This window comes from Rhodococcus sp. X156 (assembly GCF_004006015.1).
Classification (GTDB): Bacteria; Actinomycetota; Actinomycetes; order Mycobacteriales; family Mycobacteriaceae; genus X156.
In genome coordinates this window covers 40,418-55,671 of record NZ_CP034766.1, presented here as the reverse complement: position 1 = coordinate 55,671, position 15,254 = coordinate 40,418, and the positions used below count along the sequence as shown (strand labels likewise).

The window sequence follows — 15,254 nt, the reverse complement described above, 5'->3', positions numbered from 1 at the left end:
GCATCGTTGGCGGGAGGTGTTCTGTGCAGGACAAGTCAATGCTCAGCGCAGGCCGAGTGCTCGAGGTCGAGGCTGAGGTGCTGCGCCACAGCTTGCAGGAGCGCCCCAACGTCGACGTGGCGAAGGGCATGCTGATGGCGATGTTCCGCTACAGCGAGGCCGAGGCGTTCGCCGAGCTCTGCCGTGTTGCCGGCCAGGAGGGGATCAGCCTCTACTCGCTCGCTGCGGCGCTGGTGGAGCTGGTGTCCGGGGCCGACTCGGTGGCGGGCTCCACCGAGCCCGCCACCGTCGCCGCCCACCGTCACTGGGGCACGACCGCTACAGCGTGACGAAGCCCTTGTCCACCATCCACTGGCGGGCGACCTCGGCGGGGTCCTCGCCGTCCACGTCCACCTTGGCGTTGAGCTTGGTGATCTCCTCGTTGGTGAGGATCTTGGAGATGGGCTCGAGCACCGTGGCGATCTCCGGGTACTTCTCCGCCACCTCCTGGCGGATGACCACCGTGGCGTTGTAGCGGGGGAAGAACTGCTTGTCGTCCTCCACCAGCTGCAGGTCCAGGCCGAGGATGCGGCCGTCGGTGGTGAAGACCTCGCCGAACCGGCACCCGCCGGTCGCGGTGGACGCGTAGATCAGGCCGGTCTGCAGCGTCTTCACCGGCACCACCGCGGGGTCGAAGCCGTAGGTGGCCGCCATGCCCGGGAAGCCGTCCTGGCGGCTGACGAACTCTGTCTCCAGGCAGGTCTGCGCCAGGGCAGGGTCCTTCTTCACCAGCTCGGCGTAGTCCGACAGCGTCTTGACGCCGGTCTCCTCGGCCACCTTGCGGCTCATGGCCAAGGCGTAGGTGTTGTCCATCGGCGCCGGGTTGACCCACACCAGGCCGTTCTTGGCGTCCGCGTCGCGCACTGCCTCGAACTGCTTGGTGGCGTCGGGGATCGGCTTCTCGTTCTTGAGGTAGTTGATCCAGCCGGTGCCGGTGTACTCGAAGGTGATGTCCACCTGGCCGTTGAGCATGGCCTGGTGGGTGCTGTTGGAGCCCTGGATGTTGGTGAGGTCGCGGACGTCGGCGCCGGCGGCGCTGAGCGCGTACTCGATCATGTAGCCCAGGATGAGCTGCTCGGTGAAGTCCTTGGAACCCACCGTCAGGCTCACGCCCTCCAGGGCGGGCACCGGCTGGATGCTGCCAGGCTCGACCGCCAGCGGCACGGCACTGCCGGACTGCAGCCCGCAGGAGGCGACCAGCGTCGTGCAGACCACCGCCACTGTGGCGGTGACCGCACGTCGGGCCAGTCTCAGCTTGGTCATCGTCATGGTTGGCCTCGTCATGTCAGCGCAGTCCCTTCGGGCCGAGAACCTGTTCGGCGAGCGCGCCGACCCAGTCGACCAGCAGTGCCAGTGCGACGGCGAGCAGCGCGCCCACCAGCAGCGCCACCATGTCGTTGAGCTTGTAGCCGGTGTCGATCAGCTGACCCAGCCCGCCGGCGCCCACCAGGAACACCAGGGTGGCGGTGCCCACCGCCAGCACCAGCGAGGTGCGCAGCCCGGCGAGGATGTAGGGCACCGCCAGGGGGAACTCCACCCGGCGCAGCACCGTCCAGGCGGACATGCCCTGGCCGCGGCCGGCATCCACCAGGATGGGATCGACCTCTTGGTAGCCCAGGATGGTGTTGCGCAGCACCGGCAGCAACGCGTACAGCGCGAGGGGCAGCACCCCCACCCAGAAGGTGTCGCCCTCCAGGAAGCTCCAGACACCGCCCTCCTGCACCCACAGGTAGAACAGCACCAGCAGGCCGATGGCCGGCGCGGAGGCACCGATGTTGGCGATCCCGATGAAGAGCGGCGACAGCCAGGTCAGGCCCGGCCGGGTGACCAGGGTGCCCACCACGATCGCCACCACCACCACGATCAGCGCCACCGCGAAGGTGATCTTGAGGTGCTCGAGCGTGAGGTCGCGGATGTTGGTCCAGTTGACGGTGGCCTTCTGGGTGTCGTTGAGGTCGGTGAGCACCAGCGCCCAGATGAGCACACCGGCAGCCAGCAGCAGCGCGGCCACCGGCTGGACCACCAGGCGCACCCGGTCCGCCCGGCGGGCGTCGCGCTCGACCGCCTGCAGCCCGGTGTCGCCCGCCTGGCCCACCTCGACGAAGGACAGCGACTCGTCGACCTCCGCAGTCTGCGTGGGTGCGGTCATGCCTCGGCCCTCACGGCCGCGGGCTGCTGCCCCGCACCGGGTCCGGGCTCGTCGTTGTCGTGGTCGTGCTCGTGCTGCTCGCGCAGCGTGCGGATGGTGCCCACCAGGGTCTCGATGGTGATCATGCCGACGTACTCGCCCCGCTTGCCGGTGACGGCGGTGGAGGCGTTGCTCTCCGCCAGCAGGGCCTCCAGGGCGTCCTGCAGCGTCGACTGCGTGGACACCGTCTCCCCGATGGGGATGCCCACGTCCTGCAGGCTGGTGGCGTTGGCCAGGTGGTGCGGGCCGACCCACCGGTAGGGCCGGTCGCGCGAGTCGAGCACGATGCCCCACGAGCCACGTCGGTCTCCCACCGCCAGCCGCAGCTCGTCCACCGATCCGTCGATCCGCGCGGTGGGGCGCTGCTCGAGCTCCACGTCGCGCACCCGCAGCAGGGTGAGCTGCTTGAGCGAGGCACCGGCACCGACGAACTTGGCCACGGTGTCGTTGGCCGGGTTGGCCAGGATGGCCTCCGGGGTGTCGTACTGCAGGACGGTGGAGCGATCACCCAGCACGGCGATCTTGTCGCCGAGCTTCACCGCCTCGCCGAAGTCGTGGGTGACGAAGACGATGGTCTTGCGCAGCTCCGCCTGCAGTCGCATCAGCTCGTCCTGCAGCAGGCCGCGGGTGATGGGGTCGACGGCACCGAAGGGCTCGTCCATCAGCAGCACCGGCGGGTCGGCCGCCAGCGCGCGGGCCACCCCCACTCGCTGCTGCTGCCCGCCGGAGAGCTGGCGCGGGTAGCGGGTGAGGTACTGCGCCGGGTCCAGCCCGACCAGCTCCAGCATCTCGTTGGTGCGGTCGCGGATCCGCTTCTTGTCCCAGCCCAGCAGGCTGGGCACCATGCCGACGTTCTGGGCGATGGTCATGTGCGGGAACAGCCCGGCCGCCTGGATGGAGTAGCCGATGCCGCGGCGCAGCTCGTCGGCGTTGAGCTCCAGGGCGTTGCGGCCGCCGATGGTGATCCGCCCCGAGGTGGGCTCGATCAGCCGGTTGATCATGCGCATGGTGGTGGTCTTGCCACAGCCGGAGGGCCCGACGAAGACCACGATCTCCCCGGCGGGGATGGTCAGCGAGAAGTGGTCGACCGCAGGCTGCGGGCTGCCCGGGTACTGCTTGACCACGTCCTCGAGCACGATCTCGACGCCGGAGACGGAACCGGTGTCAGGCTCGGCGGCGACGGTGCTGTTCTTCTGCATGTCAGGCACGGATACCCCTTGAAGTTGTCAGGCGGCCGATGAGCACGTAGATGCCGTCCAGGATGAGCGCGAGGATGATGATGAGGACCGTGGCGCTGAGCGCCTGCGGGACGGCGGTGGGGCTGCCCACCCGGGAGAGGCCGGAGAAGATCAGGTTGCCCAGGCCCGGCCCCTTGGCGTACGCGGCGATGGCGAGGATGCCCATCACCATCTGGGTGCTCACCCGCATCCCGGTGAGGATCGACGGCCACGCCAGCGGAAGCTCGACGCGGCTGAGCACCGCCATGCGGCTCATCCCCACCCCACGGGCGGCGTCGGTGACCGCAGGGTCCACCGAGGCCAGGCCGAGAATGGTGTTCCGGATGATCGGCAGGAGCGCGTAGAGCACCAGCGCGGTGATGGTGGGCGGCACGCCCAGGCCCATCACCGGGATCAGCAGGCCGAGCAGCGCAAAGGAGGGAATGGTGAGAATGGTGCTGGCCAGCGCGGTGGACACAGCCGAGGCAGCAGGGCTGCGGTAGACCGCGATTCCCACCAGCACGGCGATGATCGTGGCGATGAGGACGCACTGCACCGCGGCGCTGACGTGCAGGTACGAGTCGATGGCTAGCTGTCTGCGGAACTTGACCACGTAGTCCCAGACGTCGATCCAAAAATCAGGCATGCCTGACGATCACCCGCTCTCTCGATCCTGAACAATTCCTGCACCAGGACGTGCAATGACGAAAAAATGGTGTGAGCGGAGTAACCATAGGCCAAGGCCTCCTGACCCGAAGGTCACAATTCGGCAATGGGTAGCCTGAGCACGTGCAGCGAGGCCGATCCCGCGACGGCGCAGCCCGGGTCCGGGGCGCCGCTCTCGGTGCTGCCTCGGCGACGATGGCGGTGGCCGCGCACGGGTCCGCCGGCGGCGGGCTGCCCACCGCCACAGGGCTCTACCTGCTGCTCGGACTTGCTGTGTCGCTCAGCGTAGTCGCGGCCACGGTGCCGCGCCTGCGCGAAGGCCGCCCCGCGCTCCTGGCCCTGCTGGTGACCGGGCAGGTCGCCGGCCACGAGGTGATCGGCCTGGACGCCCACCACCAGGGCGCCACCTCGGCGCAGATGCTGCTGGCCCACGCGCTGGCGGTGCTGGTGTGCGTGCAGGTCATCGCGCTGGTCGAGCGGCTGGCACCCGCGTCGGTGGCCGCCCTGCAGCGCATCGTGCTCGTCCTGCCCCCGCTGCTCCCGCGCGCCCGGGTGCCCCGCGTGCTGCCGCAGGGAGTGGCTCCGGCTCCGCTGTTCTCGGCGCTGCTCGACGTCTCCGTGCCCCGCAGAGGACCGCCCGTGCGTGCGTGAGCCCTCCGCACCCACCGCCACGTGCGTGGCGAAGCACCCCTCTGACCTCAAGGACCACACTGATGAACAGCTGGATCATGCGCGCCTGCGCCACCGCCGGCGCGCTCACCGTGGCCGGCACGCTGGCCACCGGCACGGCCGCCGCCCACGTCTCGGTGAGCAGCCCCGACGCCGCCCAGGGCGGCTACACCGTGCTCACCTTCCGGGTGCCCAACGAGTCACCCACGGCCGCCACCACCGGCCTCAAGGTCACCCTGCCCGCCCAGAGCGGTGAGGGTGCGCCGATGAAGTCGGTGCGGACCTCACCAACCCCGGGCTGGACCGCCACCGTGGAGAAGGACCCGGCGACGTCGGTGCCCACCTCGGTCACCTGGACCGCTCAGCCCGGCGCTGCCATCGGCGACGGTCAGTTCGGCCAGTTCCTGCTGCAGGTGGGCCCGCTGCCCACCACCGACAGCCTGAGCCTGCCCGCCGAGCAGGTCTACAGCGACGGCACCGTGGTGCGCTGGGACCAGCAGGCGACCGTGCACGGCGACGAGCCCGAGCACCCGGCACCGTCGCTGACCCTCGCTGCCGCTGCCCCGACGTCCGGTCACGGCTCGACGAGCGCGGCCACGCAGTCGAGCACCGCCCCCGAGGCCTCCAGCGGCAGCGACACCACTGCACGCTGGCTGGGCGGGGCCGGCCTCGTCCTCGGTGCGCTCGGCCTGGGGCTGGGCGCCGGAGCCGTGCTGCGCAGCCGCAGGCACGCGTGAGCGGCGCCCGAGCCAGCCTGCGGGCCGCCGGGGTGATCCTGCTGCTGGGCCTGGCCCTGCTGGTGGGGGCCGGTCCCGCCTCCGCGCACAGCTACCTGGTGAGCTCCGATCCCGCTGACGGCGCCGAGGTGGCGACCAGCCCGGCCCAGGTCGCGCTGACGTTCAACGAGCCGCTGCAGCCGGCGTTCGGCTCGGTGAGCGTGGTCGGGCCGGACGGCAACCAGTGGTCCACCGGCAGCGCCACCATCACCGGCTCCACCGCCACGGTGGCGCTCACCGAGCTGGGCCCGGCCGGGCGCTACACGGTGGCCTACCGGGTGCTCTCGGCCGACAGCCACCCGGTCACCGGCACCGTGAGCTTCACCCTCACCACCCCGGGCACGGGCACGCCCGGGCCTGCGGTGGGCGCCGTGGGCAGCGAGCAGCCGGCCGACTCCGACGGGGTGCCCGCCTGGCCGTTCGTGGTGGGCGCGGCGGTGCTGGTGCTCGCCCTCGGCCTGGTGGTGGGCCTGCGCAGCGGTCCCCGCCGGAGCAGCGGCACGGGCTCCGCGCCGCAGTGAGCACCGTGGGCGCGGCCAGCAGCACCCGGCGTCAGCTGGTGCTGCTGGTGGCCGCGCCCACGGCACTGCTCGGGCTGCTGGTGGCGGCGCTGGTGTCGCGACCGGCGCACCAGCCGCCCTCGGACTACCTGCGGCTGGCGGCGCTGCTGGCCGGCGCCGCGCTGCTGGGCACCTGCGTGGTGGTGTACCTGGAGCAGCCGCGTCGGCGGGCGGCGATGGCCCAGCGCCTGCACACCACGCAGCTGGCGCTGGCCACGGCGTGGCTGCTGGCGGAGGTGGTGCTGCTGGCCGCGGCCGCGGCGGAGGCCGACGGCCGCTCGTTGCCCACCGTGCGGGCGGCCAGCGTCGGCGCGTACCTGCAGTCCACGGTCGGCGGCACGGTGGCGCTGGTGGTCTGCGGCTGCGTCGTGGCGTTGCTGGCACTGGTCGCGGTGGCCCGCCGCACCGGCGCGGCCTGGAGCAGCGCCGGCGTGCTGGCCCTGGCGGTGGTGGCCCTGGCGGCCCGGCCGCTCACCGGCCACGCCCACGCCAGCGCGCTGGCCCAGCTGCTGGTGGTGGTGCACGTGGTGGCCGCGGCCACCTGGTGCGGCGGCCTGGTGGCGCTCGCCCTGGCCGCGGGTCCAGCCCGCGGCACCTGGGCCCGCACCCTGCCCCGCTTCTCGGTGCTGGCCGGCTGGTGCGTGCTCGCCCTGGCCGTGAGCGGCGCCGGAGCTGCGCTGCTCGAGGTGGGCGGCGTGGGAGCCCTGCTCAGCACCGGCTACGGACGCATCGTGCTGGTCAAGGTGGTGGTGCTGGCGGCGCTGCTCGGCCTGGGCCTGCTGGCGCGGCGCCGGTGGGTGCCCGCCGCGGCCGACCACCGTACGCCGGCCGAGGTCTCGCTGCGGCGCGCGGTGGTGGAGGTGGCGGTGATGGGGCTCGCGCTGGGCCTGGCCACCGCGCTGGCCACCACCGGCTAGCCGCTCGCCCCGACCACTGCCTGCACGGCGTCGGCGATCGGGGTGTCCCCCGAGGTGAGCATGAGCGTGTGCCCCGCGGTGGCCGGGGTGTCCAGCAGGGCCAGCAGCACCGCAGCCACGTCGGCGCGAGGAACCTGGCCGGGCTCCAGCGGCGGGGACGTCAGCGCCACCAGGCCGGTCGGGCCCTCGTCAGTGAGGCCACCGGGGCGCAGCACCGTCCAGTCCAGCCCCTCGCGGCGGGTGAGGTCGTCCTCGGCGGCGGTCTTGGCCGCCAGGTAGGCGGTGAACACCTCGTCGGTGCCCTCGGGCACCGGCTCACCGGCGCCGAAGGAGCTGACCTGCACGAAGCGACGCACCCCGGCCTGCTCCGCCCCGTCGGCCAGCAGCACCGAGCCGGCGCGGTCCACGGTGTCCTTGCGCTCGATGCTGCTGCCCGGGCCCGCTCCGGCCGCGAAGACCACGGCGTCGGCACCCTGCAGCACCTCAGCCACCTGGGCGACGTCGGCGCTCTCCAGGTCGAGCACCACCGCGTCCGCGCCCAGGTCGCTGATGTCGCCGATGTGGGCGGGGTTGCGGATCAGGGCGACGGCGTCGTCGCCCCGCTCCGCCAGCAGCCTGAGCAGGTGCTGGGCGATCTTGCCGTGCCCGCCGGCGATGACCACGCGCATGAGTTCTCCTTGGTTGCTCGAAGGTGGGGCGACCGTGCGGTGGAGCTAGCGGCCCGGCAGGTGCTTCATCAGCTTGACCAGGGCGAACACCGTCGAGGTGTAGGCCTTCTGGGAGACCCCGCGCGGCGGTGCGGCGGGGACGAGGCGCTGGGTGGCCACGGTCTGCGACTCGGTGTACTTGAGCAGCCCCTCGGCGCCGTGACGACGGCCCATCCCGGAGGTGCCCATGCCACCCATCGGGGCGTCGGTGCTGCCCCAGGCCGCCGCGTAGCCCTCGTTGACGTTCACGGTGCCGGCGCGCAGGCGGGCGCCGATGGCCTCGCCCTGGGCGCGGGTGGCGGCCCAGACGCTGGCGTTGAGGCCGTACTCGGTGTCGTTGGCCCGCTCGATGGCCTCCTCGACGTCGGCCACCGGGTAGATGGACACCACCGGGCCGAAGGTCTCGTTGCGGCCGCAGTCCATCTCGTCGGTGACGCCGGTGAGCACGGTGGGCTCGTGGAAAAACGGGCCCAGGTCGGGGCGGGCCTTGCCGCCGGCCACCGCGGTCGCACCCTTGGCCAGGGCGTCCTGCACCTGCGCGCTCACGGTGTCCAGCTGGTCCTGGGAGGCCAGGCTGCCCATCTCCGGGCCGTAGTCGTAGCCCGCGCCCAGCTTGACCGCGCGCACCCGCTCGGCGAAGGCGCGGGTGAACTCCTCGGCGATGGACTGCTCCACGTAGAGGCGCTCGATGGAGATGCACAGCTGGCCGGAGTTGGCGAAGCAGGCGCGGATGGCGGCGTTGACCACCTTGGGGATGTCCACCCCGGCGGTGACGATCATCGGGTTCTTGCCGCCGAGCTCGGCGGAGAAGCCGATGAGGCGGCGACCGGTCTGCTCAGCCAGCGTGCGCCCGGTGGCGGTGGAGCCGGTGAACATCAGGTAGTCGGTGTTCTCCACGATGGCGGTGCCGACCACCGAGCCCGCGCCGGTGACCACGGCGTAGAGGTCCTGGGGCAGCCCCGCCTCGTAGAGCAGCTCGATGGCGGCCAGCGCGGTGTGCGGGGTCTGGCGGTCCGGCTTGATCACCACGCCGTTGCCGGCCATCAGCGCGGCCAGCGCGTCGGTGACGGCGAGGGTGAGCGGGTAGTTCCAGGGGGCGATGACGCCGACGACACCCTTGGGCTGGTGGTGCACCACGGTCTTGGTGAAGCCCGGGAACAGGCCCTGCCGACGCTTGGGGGCGAGCAGCTTGGCGCTGGCCCGCGCGTAGTAGCGCGCCGTGAGGGCCACGTCCATGATCTCCTCGGCCGCAGCCAGCCGGGACTTGCCGGTCTCCGCCTGCGCCATGTCGATCAGCTGCTCGCGGCGCTCCAGGACCAGGTCGTGGTAGCGGTTGAGCACCGCGGCGCGCGCGGTCACCGGCAGCTGCGACCAGGACTTCTGGGCGGCCCGGGCACGGCGCACCGCCTGCTCGACGTCCTCGGCCGTGCCCATGGGGACGGTGGCGAGGGTGTTGCCGGTGAAGGGCTCGATGACCGTCGAGCTGTCGCGCTGGGCCTCCGCCGGAATGGCGATGTGCGCGGCCAGACGCTTGAAGACGTCGGGGCTGGGGACAGGCATGAAGGCACTCCCGGTGGTGACGCAAGGTGTGTGACAGCGGTTCACACCAACCTACCCGGCAGTAGCGTGAGCCGCACCGCAGCAGGCGCTGCCGCTACTCGCTGCGCCAGGAGACCACGCCGACCAGGATCATCCGCAGCTGGCGCTCGGCCCGGGCGATGGCCGCGTCCTCGTCCCCGGGCTGGTCCAGGATCTGCTCGGCCACCACCACCATCTGGTTGACGATCATCTGCGCCAGCAGCTCGCGGTCGGACTCCAGCCACTCGTCGACCACCGGGTAGGAGGCCAGGTCGGTGGCCAGCTCGGTGACGAACAGCCGCAGGTGGTGCTGCACCGACTCGCGGATCACCCGCACCCCGCCGGAGCGCTCCCGGATGATGAACCGGAAGTGCGCCCGGTGCAGGTGCACGTAGCGCACCAGCACCACCACGGACCGGTGGATGACCTCGTAGTAGTCCTCGGTCTCGGAGCGGACGGCGCGGATCATGCCGCGCAGCGTGGTGAACGACTCGGTCACCAGGGTCTCCCCCAGCGCGTCCATGCTCTCGTAGTGACGGTAGAACGCGGTGGGCACGATCCCGGCGGCCTTGGTCACCTGGCGCAGGCTGACGCTGCTGAACCCCTGCTCCTCGGTGAGCTCCAGAGCCGCGTCCAGCAGGGCCCGGTGAGTGCGCTGCTTGCGGGTCTCGCGAGACTCACGGGGCTCGTCGCCGTGCGGCCCCTCACCGTGATCGACCTCACTGAGCGCACGACTGTTCACTGAGGCCTCCTTCCGCGTAGCGTGTGCTCCGAGCGCACACCTGTACTCCCAGAGTGTGCACCGCCTCCGTGCGGCCCTGCGCAGTGCCCCGAAGGAGCAGCGAATGTCCACACAAGCACCAGCAAACCAGATGCCGACGCCAGCGAACCCGCGCCCGGGGCTCCTGGCCAAGGTAGGGGTTCCGCTGCTCGAGCGGCTCGCGACGCCGCACAGCCCGGACCGCTACCTGGAGATGATCAACCCCACGTGGTCGCTGCGCGAGGTGCGTGGCGTGGTCACCTCGGTGCACCGCTCCGCCCCGGAGAGCATCACCCTGCAGGTGCAACCCAACAGCAACTGGCGCGGCTTCCAGGCCGGTCAGCACGTGGTGTTCACGCTGATCATCGCCGGGGTGCGGCGCAGCCGCTGCTACTCGGTGACCAGCTCCGAGCACCACCGCGACGGGCTGCTGGAGTTCACCGTGCGCAAGGGCCCCGACGGCCTGGTCTCCGGGTTCCTGCACAGCGACCTGGCCCCGGGCACGGTCGTGCACATCACCCAGGCCCAGGGTGACTTCGTGCTGCCGTCACCCCGGCCGGCGCAGGTGCTGCTGGTCAGCGGCGGCAGCGGGATCACCCCGGTGATGTCGATGCTGCGCACCCTGTGTGACGAGGGGTACACGGGGCGCGTGACGTTCCTGCACTACACCCGGCGGGCCGAGGACGTGCCCTACGACGACGAGCTCACCCGGCTCGCCGCCGAGCACGACAACGTCCAGCTGCTGCGGGTGTGCACCCAGGAGGACAACGACCGCGACGGCATCACCGGGCGGTTCTCCGCCGACCAGCTCGAGCAGCACGTGCCCGGGTGGCGCCAAGCCACCTCCTACGTGTGCGGCTCGGCCCGGCTGGTGGAGGACGTGCGAGCGCTGTGGGCCGAGCACGACCTGGAGCACCTGCTCAAGGCCGAGCAGTTCGACCCGCCGGCGGCCATCGTGCCCACCGACGGCGAGATCACCGGCACCGTCTCGTTCAGCAAGAGCGGCAAGTCCGCCGACAACACCGGGCGCCCCCTGCTGGAGCAGGCCGAGGCGCTCGGGCTCACCCCGGAGTACGGCTGCCGCATGGGCATCTGCTTCTCCTGCACCCGGCGCAAGACCGCCGGAAACGTCCAGCACCTGCACACCGGCGAAGTGACCACCGAGTCCGAAGCCGACATCCAGCTCTGCGTCACCGTGCCCGTCGGCGGCGACGTCACTGTCGATCTCTAGGGAGTACTCATGACTGCCACCACTGATCGCACCATCGGCCGGAACACCACCCAGACCGGCCCCGCCAAGCAGACCTCGACCGACACCAGCCCGACGGTGCCGGCGGAGCAGAACGGCTCCAGCACCACCCCGTCGGGCAAGAAGTCGGTGTTCGCCGACGGCCTGCCCGAGCACCACCCGATCCTGCCCAAGTCCACCACCTCCCTGCCGCTGCGCCACCCCGGTCACCCCGACCAGGAGGCCGGCCGGCCGGACCTGACGCTGGAGCAGATCGACGCCTTCGGCGCGGAGATGGACGCGCTGCGCAAGCGCATCGTGGAGGACCTGGGCGAGGCCGACGCCAACTACCTGCGCAACGTGGTGGACAAGCAGCGCAAGCTCGAGCTGCTGGGCCGTGGCCTGCTGGCGGTGGGCATCTTCCCGCCCGCGTTCGTCGCCGGCGTGGGCGCGCTCGCGCTGTCGAAGATCATCGACAACATGGAGATCGGCCACAACGTCATGCACGGCCAGTACGACTGGATGCGCGACGAGGCCCTGAACTCCCTGGTCTTCGAGTGGGACACGGTGTGCCCCTCGGAGAACTGGAAGCACTCGCACAACTACATGCACCACACGTACACCAACATCGTGGGCAAGGACCGCGACGTGGGCTACGGCATCCTGCGCATGAGCGAGGCGCAGAAGTGGAACCTCTACTACCTGGGCAACCCGCTGTACGCGGTGGCGCTGGCCACGTTCTTCCAGTGGGGCGTGATGCTGCACGACATGGAGGTGGAGAAGCTCGTCACCGGCGAGAAGCGGTGGGCGGACACCTCCGAGGTCCGCAAGAAGATCGTCCGCAAGTCGATGAAGCAGGTGGGCAAGGACTACGTGCTCTTCCCCCTGCTGTCCGGCCCGTTCGCGCCGATCACCCTGGCGGGCAACGCCTCGGCCAACCTGATCCGCAACCTGTGGACCTTCTCCATCATCTTCTGCGGGCACTTCCCCGACGGCGTGGCCACCTTCACCGAGGAGGAGGCGGAGCAGGAGAGCCGCGGGCAGTGGTACCTGCGCCAGCTGCTGGGCTCGGCCAACATCACCGGCAGCCCCCTGTTCCACGTGCTCACCGGAAACCTGTCCCACCAGATCGAGCACCACCTGTTCCCGGACATCCCGGCCCGGCGCTACGCCGAGATGTCGGCCACGGTCAAGGACGCCTGCGAGCGCTACGGCCTGCCGTACAACACCGGTGGGCTCTCCGCCCAGCTCGGCTCGGTGGCCAAGAAGATCATCAAGCTGGCGCTGCCCTGGACCGGGCGCGGTGACGACAAGACCCCCACCGCCGCCGCCACCCCCCAGGCCGCCTGAGCAGGCACCGCACTTCGGACCACAAGGGCCCGGAACGCCCCGGCAGAGCCGGAGACACGGCGTTCCGGGCCCTTAATGCCCTTCTCAGGGGGTCGCCCTAGCCGCCGGTGATGGCGTCCAGCGGCCGGGTGCGTGCCGCCCGGGACGCCGGCCACAGCGCAGCCAGCACGCCCACCACCGCCGAGCCGACCAGCATGATCACCACCTGGGTCCACGGCACCGCCACCTCGCCGAGGCCGGAGTCGCGCAGGGTCCGCACGAACGCCCAGCCGAAGCCCAGCCCCAGGGCCACCCCGACCAGGGCGCCGAAGATGGCGATGAGCATGGACTCGAGGTAGACGTTGCGCCGCACCTGGGCCCGTTGCATGCCCACCGCCCGCAGCATCCCGATCTCCCGGCGCCGCTCCACCACCGACAGCGCCAGGGTGTTGATGATGCCCAGCACCGCGATGACGATGGCCAGCGCCAGCAGCCCGTAGAGCACCGCCAGCAGGGTGTCGATCTGGCTGGCCAGCGAACCCTTGAACTGCTCGCGGTCCTGCACCTGCACCACCAGCAGCGGGTCGGTGGCCTGCTCCAGCCCGGTGCGCAGCGTGGCCAGGTCGGCGCCAGGTGCAGCCTTCACCAGCACCACCGCGTGCACCTGCTCCTGCGCGGGGGTGACGTCGCGGTACACCTGCTCGGAGACCACCCAGTCGCCGAGCAGCTGGTTGTCCGCGTACACCCCGGTGACCGTGGTGGGCACCGTCCGCCCGTCCGGGCTGGTGAGCGCCACGGTGTCCCCCATCCGCCACCCGTTGCTCTGGGCAGCGGTCTCCGAGACGGCCATGTCGGTCCCGGTCACCGCCACGTCGCCCTGCTGGGCGTCGACGACCATCACCTGCCCGGGGTCACCGTCCACTGCGGCACCGAGCTCGTCGGCCCCGTCGATCTGCACCCGGACGTTCTGCACGGCGACCACCTGGCCCACGCCCGGCACCGGCTGCACCGTGTCGCTGGCCGCGTAGGGCACCCCGATCATGTCCGGCCCGCTCAGGACGTAGTCCGCGGTGACGTCGTTGTCCACCACGCTGTTCAGGCTGGCCTTGGCCGACGCCCCGAACATCCCGATCGCCGAGACCAGCATCAGCCCCAGGGTGAGCGCGAAGGCGGTGGCGGCGGTGCGCCGCGGGTTGCGCACGGCGTTGGTGCGGGCCAGCCGACCCACCGGGCCGCGCAGCGGAGCACCGAGCGCGCCGATCACCGGCTGGGAGAACGCCGGCGCACCGAGCAGCACCGCCACGATCAGCAGCAGCGCGCCCAGCCCCACGAGGCTGGCGGCCCCACCACCGGTGCTGGCCGCGCCGGCCCCCACCGCCGCCACCCCGAGCACCCCGACGACCGCGGCGACGATGGTGCGCCCGCGCAGCGAGGTGCCGGTGGAGGCGAACTCCTCTCGCATCGCCTGCACCGGCGGGATGCGCGAGGCCCGCCGAGCCGGGGCGTAGGCGCTGATCACGGTGACCACCACGCCCACCACCAGCGCCACCACCACGGTGCGCGGGGCCAGCTGCAGAGAACCTTCGGGCAGCCCGAGGTTGAAGCTGTTGAGCAGGCTGCGCAGCCCGTAGGCCAGGCCCACGCCCGCGGCCAGGCCGACCACGCTGCCGACCAGGCCGACCACCACCGCCTCCAGGATCACCGAGCGGCTGAGCTGGCGGCGACTGGCGCCGATGGCCCGCAGCAGCGCCAGCTCGCGCAGCCGCTGGGCCACGATCATGGAGAAGGTGTTGTAGATGATGAAGGTCCCCACCAGCAGGGCGATGGCGCCGAACGCCAGCAGGAAGTAGTTGACGAAGCTCAGCGCCTGGTTCACCTCCGCCTGGGTGTCCGCGCGCACCTGGTCACCGGTCTGCACCTTCAGCCCGGGCAGCGCCTGGGCCACCCGGTCGCGCACCTCCTCCTGGGAGAGCCCGGCACCGGCGACGTCCACCCAGGTGACGTGGTTGCCGTCGGTGAACAGCTGACGCGCCTGGGCGCTGGTGAACAGCGCTCCCACGTAGCCACCGGTGTCCGCCTCGGTGTCGTAGATGCCGGAGATGACGACGTCCACGGTGCCCTGTGCGGGGACGAGCACCTTGGTGCGGTCACCAGGGGCCAGCCCCGCGTTGTCGGCCGCACCCTGGTTGAGCGCGATCTCCCCAGCAGCAGCCGGTGGGCGGCCGGACAGGAACGGCAGCGGGTCCCCGATGCGCTGGTCGTCAGCGACGTAGGCCTCGCCCATGCTGGGAGCCCCGCCGCCCTGCACCGGGTCGCCCGCGGAGTCCAGCAGCACCACGGGGGTGGACACCGCCACCTGCACGGTGCGCACGCCGGGCACGGCGCGGATCGCCTCGACGTCGGACAGCGGCACCCCGCTGGAGCGGGCCTCCTCGCTCTGCACCCGCACGTCCACGCCCTGGGCGGTGTCCTCGAAGATGCCGTTGAAGGTGCTCTGCAGGGTGTCGGTGAAGATGAAGGAGCCGGCGACGAACGCGGTGCCGAGCACCACCGACAGCACGGTGAGCAGCAGGCGCACCTTGTGCGCGACGAGGTTGCGGAGGGAGACGCGGCGCATGGC

General features: G+C 71.5%; 15 protein-coding genes. 7 read left to right on the top strand and 8 right to left on the bottom strand.

Features of this window, described 5'->3' with window-relative positions:
- The first annotated feature begins 23 nt into the window (after positions 1-23).
- On the top strand, positions 24-329 hold the full coding sequence (locus tag ELX43_RS00270) for an ANTAR domain-containing protein (RefSeq protein ID WP_127781620.1): 306 nt from the start codon (positions 24-26) through the stop codon (positions 327-329).
- Here ELX43_RS00270 and ELX43_RS00265 read toward each other — a convergent pair.
- From ELX43_RS00265 to ELX43_RS00250, 4 genes are read right to left on the bottom strand one after another with little or no spacing between them, the layout of a single operon-like run.
- Positions 319-1,293: a glycine betaine ABC transporter substrate-binding protein gene (locus ELX43_RS00265; protein WP_127784551.1), complete on the bottom strand. Its 975-nt coding sequence runs from the start codon at positions 1,291-1,293 to the stop codon at positions 319-321. The genes ELX43_RS00270 and ELX43_RS00265 overlap by 11 nt on opposite strands.
- Positions 1,294-1,324: 31 nt before the next feature.
- Positions 1,325-2,188: an ABC transporter permease subunit gene (locus ELX43_RS00260; RefSeq protein ID WP_127781619.1), complete on the bottom strand. Its 864-nt coding sequence runs from the start codon at positions 2,186-2,188 to the stop codon at positions 1,325-1,327.
- Positions 2,185-3,426, bottom strand: coding sequence for an ATP-binding cassette domain-containing protein (locus tag ELX43_RS00255; protein ID WP_127784550.1), 1,242 nt, complete (start codon positions 3,424-3,426; stop codon positions 2,185-2,187). The genes ELX43_RS00260 and ELX43_RS00255 overlap by 4 nt, the downstream gene beginning before the upstream one ends.
- 1 nt (position 3,427) lies before the next feature.
- Positions 3,428-4,090 (bottom strand): ABC transporter permease, encoded by a 663-nt coding sequence (locus tag ELX43_RS00250; protein WP_127781618.1) that lies wholly within the window; start codon positions 4,088-4,090, stop codon positions 3,428-3,430.
- Between the two features lie 143 nt (positions 4,091-4,233).
- Here ELX43_RS00250 and ELX43_RS00245 point away from each other — a divergent pair, with 143 nt between their 5' ends.
- The 4 genes from ELX43_RS00245 (at position 4,234) to ELX43_RS00230 (ending at position 7,032) form a co-directional block, all read left to right on the top strand.
- Positions 4,234-4,761, top strand: coding sequence for a hypothetical protein (locus tag ELX43_RS00245; protein ID WP_127781617.1), 528 nt, complete (start codon positions 4,234-4,236; stop codon positions 4,759-4,761).
- A gap of 62 nt (positions 4,762-4,823) precedes the next feature.
- The gene (locus ELX43_RS00240) at positions 4,824-5,516 is read left to right on the top strand and encodes a YcnI family protein (protein WP_127781616.1); all 693 of its coding nucleotides are present in this window, start codon (positions 4,824-4,826) and stop codon (positions 5,514-5,516) included.
- A complete protein-coding gene (locus ELX43_RS00235; RefSeq protein ID WP_241249455.1) occupies positions 5,513-6,076 on the top strand; it encodes a copper resistance CopC family protein in 564 nt (187 codons plus the stop codon). Before ELX43_RS00240 ends, ELX43_RS00235 begins: the two co-directional genes overlap by 4 nt.
- A complete protein-coding gene (locus ELX43_RS00230; protein ID WP_127781615.1) occupies positions 6,073-7,032 on the top strand; it encodes a CopD family protein in 960 nt (319 codons plus the stop codon). Before ELX43_RS00235 ends, ELX43_RS00230 begins: the two co-directional genes overlap by 4 nt.
- Here the strand turns inward: ELX43_RS00230 and ELX43_RS00225 are convergent.
- The 3 genes from ELX43_RS00225 to ELX43_RS00215 all read right to left on the bottom strand — a co-directional run bounded on the left by ELX43_RS00225 (position 7,029) and on the right by ELX43_RS00215 (position 10,059).
- Positions 7,029-7,700 (bottom strand): SDR family oxidoreductase, encoded by a 672-nt coding sequence (locus ELX43_RS00225; protein ID WP_127781614.1) that lies wholly within the window; start codon positions 7,698-7,700, stop codon positions 7,029-7,031. The genes ELX43_RS00230 and ELX43_RS00225 overlap by 4 nt on opposite strands.
- Before the next feature lie 45 nt (positions 7,701-7,745).
- Positions 7,746-9,299: a succinic semialdehyde dehydrogenase gene (locus tag ELX43_RS00220; RefSeq protein WP_127781613.1), complete on the bottom strand. Its 1,554-nt coding sequence runs from the start codon at positions 9,297-9,299 to the stop codon at positions 7,746-7,748.
- A gap of 94 nt (positions 9,300-9,393) precedes the next feature.
- Entirely contained in the window at positions 9,394-10,059 is a 666-nt protein-coding gene (locus tag ELX43_RS00215; RefSeq protein WP_127781612.1) for a TetR family transcriptional regulator, read from the bottom strand.
- 130 nt (positions 10,060-10,189) lie between these two features.
- Between ELX43_RS00215 and ELX43_RS00210 the strand changes: the two genes are divergently transcribed.
- The gene (locus ELX43_RS00210; RefSeq protein ID WP_164860533.1) at positions 10,190-11,308 is read left to right on the top strand and encodes a ferredoxin reductase; all 1,119 of its coding nucleotides are present in this window, start codon (positions 10,190-10,192) and stop codon (positions 11,306-11,308) included.
- A 291-nt stretch (positions 11,309-11,599) separates the two neighbouring features.
- A complete protein-coding gene (locus ELX43_RS00205; RefSeq protein ID WP_346773876.1) occupies positions 11,600-12,655 on the top strand; it encodes an acyl-CoA desaturase in 1,056 nt (351 codons plus the stop codon).
- 97 nt (positions 12,656-12,752) lie between these two features.
- Here ELX43_RS00205 and ELX43_RS00200 read toward each other — a convergent pair whose 3' ends face one another.
- Positions 12,753-15,251, bottom strand: coding sequence for an FtsX-like permease family protein (locus tag ELX43_RS00200; RefSeq protein WP_127784547.1), 2,499 nt, complete (start codon positions 15,249-15,251; stop codon positions 12,753-12,755).
- Positions 15,252-15,254: the final 3 nt, after the last annotated feature.